The organism is Filobacillus milosensis (assembly GCF_004402015.1).
GTDB classification, from domain to species: domain Bacteria; phylum Bacillota; class Bacilli; order Bacillales; family Alkalibacillaceae; genus Filobacillus; species Filobacillus milosensis.
Window position 1 is genome coordinate 1 of the sequence record NZ_SOPW01000037.1, and the last position, 2,728, is coordinate 2,728.

Consider the following 2,728-nt stretch of genomic DNA (forward strand, 5'->3'; position numbering starts at 1 on the left):
TAGTTGTGCGAAATGTTTCTAGCTTAAACTGAGAGTGGCTACATTACTCAGGTAAAGGCTAGGCGGTTCCGATAGGAACTGAAGGATTATATCGAAGAGTCAAATGATAGAGTAACGTCTTGAAGGGCTCTCTCTAAGTCGAATAGCACTCAAGTGAGTAAGGACAACAGTGTTATAAGCTCGGCAAAAAGGCGTGAGAATTTACCGAAGCAGTTCGGCTGCCGAAAGCCTACCCGCGAGGGTGGTGTAAATCATAATGCTTGAGTTGATTGGATAAGGTGAGAATGCATTAAGTCCTACAAGAAAAGGGATTGCTGACGAACTTCCGAATGTACGGGTCTACACGCCCAATACATAGAAAATGTGTATATCACCAAATAATGTGAGGTTAGTAGTGGATGAGTAAGAATAACTAATATGAAAACCCATGATATGTTATAGGCATATGAACGACTAACAGGCTTACAGGAAGCACCTAAGTTCATTCCGAAATAGATATAATTCAACGTTGTAAGCTGATAACGTGGAGAGCTTACTCTCTAAGAAGCGTTGATAAGAAAAGGAATAGTGAGAATAGCTATTTTATAACTTATCTTTATGTCAGTGAAAGTGGTGGCACAGTACCAATGAAAGGTCTAACAAACCCGGAGGGATAGCCACTAGACTAGGAAGAATCATTCAACCATGGAAGGCAGTTCTTTATCGATTAATAAGGTTCTTGTAAGACTAAAAAAGGTTCAACTCCTAAGGGAGTCACCGACTTGTTGAAACGGAAGAAACTGAGACACAGTGAGTATTACGACATGCAATATTGTTTTGATAATTTGTATACTCAAAGTGTCAATGGTCAAAATTTCTATGACTTAATGAAATTGATTAGTTCGAATGAAAATATACGTCTTGCATATCGAAACATCAAAAGAAACACAGGAAGCAAAACAGTTGGAACTGACAAGTTAACAATTGGTGATATCAAACCACTTTCAGTGGAATCGGTCGTTAAACATGTTCAAAGTATGCTACAAAACTATGAACCAGATAGTGTACGACGTGTTTTCATTTCTAAAGAAAATGGGAAAGTAAGACCGTTAGGCATTCCCACGATATGGGATAGAATAGTTCAGCAGTGTATCCTACAGGTATTAGAGCCTGTTTGTGAGGCAAAATTTCATAAACATAGTTATGGCTTTAGACCAAATAGAAGCACTCACCATGCAAAAGCCAGACTAGAAGCACTGATCAATATAGTGGGTCTTTATCATTGTATAGATGTAGATATAAAAGGATTTTTTGATAACGTTGACCACAGCAAATTACTTAAACAGATTTGGACCCTCGGAATAAAGGATAAATCCTTAATCTCAATCATATCCAAGCTATTAAAAGCAGAGATTGACGAAGAAGGGGTGCCAACCAAAGGAACTCCGCAAGGAGGTATTCTATCACCACTTTTATCAAATATCGTACTTAATGAGCTTGATTGGTGGATAAGTAATCAATGGGAAACTTTTAAAAGCAACCATGAATATAAACATAATGGGAGCAAAGTAAAAGCACTCAAGAAATCCAACTTAAAAGAAGTTTACATCGTAAGATATGCAGATGATTTTAAGGTGTTGTGTCGCACTCGTTCACAAGCAATTCGAATGAACTATGCCATAAAGGGCTTTCTTAAAACGAGGTTACACCTTGATACAAGTGAAGAAAAATCAAAAGTTGTTAACCTAAAGAAGAATCCTTCGGAATTCTTAGGATTCTCATTCCGCGCTAAGAAGAAAGGAAAAACAAAATTGGGATACGTAGCCCAATCAAATATGACCAAACAGGCTAAATCTAAGGCATTCACAAAAATTAAGGATTCTATAAAAACAATCCAAAGAAAACCGTGTAATGAAACAGTTTGGCACTTTAACACTGTCGTAATGGGTATCCAAAACTATTACGCAGCAGCCACTCAGATCTCTAAAAATTTAAGTGAGTTGTCCTCCAAGTTAAACAAGACGTTATATAATCGACTTAAGAATGTGAGAGTAGAAGCAGAGTTTGAAGAGTTGACTAAAACACTACAAAAACGCTACAAAGGTTACTTACCACAGTATTACAAGATACAAGATATGGTCATTGTACCTGTTTATGCCCAACGGCATAAAACGAATCTATGTTTTACCCAGAGTATCTGTAATTATACCGTTAACGGAAGAGAAAAGATACACAATAACCTAAAGGCGATTAATAAAAAAGTGTTAAGTCATATCATGAAAAACTATATTCCGAATCAAACGATTGAATATAATGATAACCGTATTTCTAGGTTCATTGCACAATATGGTAGATGTGCCATCTCAGGTGTTGAACTTGGCTTGAATAATTGGCACTGTCATTATAAAATACCATACCATCTCTCGAAGAATGATAGTTACTCAAATTTGATTGTATTACATGAATCGATTCTAAACCTGGTTTATCTGAAAGATAAAGATAAAATCCAAAGGGTCATTAATGAATTACAATTAAATAATAAACAATTAGAGAAAATAAATGAACTTAGAAAACAATATAACTATGAAATAATCTAAATTAGAATGTAAATCTACTCTAAAATTAATACATAGGAACGAATGAATTGAATTAGTTGGAACGCCGTATGCGGTGAAAGTCGCACGTACGGTGTGAACGAGGGGAAAAGGGGGCGATAACTTCAAACCCTTACCTATTCGTATGAAGAAGG

The 2,728-nt window shown here is 36.1% G+C and carries 1 protein-coding gene; it reads left to right on the forward strand.

Going from position 1 to position 2,728, the window contains the following annotated elements; all coding sequences use genetic code 11:
• The first annotated feature begins 764 nt into the window (after positions 1–764).
• Positions 765–2,576 carry a group II intron reverse transcriptase/maturase gene (gene ltrA / locus E3U55_RS16920; RefSeq protein WP_134341662.1) on the forward strand — a complete coding sequence of 604 codons (1,812 nt, stop codon included), beginning with the start codon at positions 765–767 and terminating at the stop codon, positions 2,574–2,576.
• Positions 2,577–2,728: the final 152 nt, after the last annotated feature.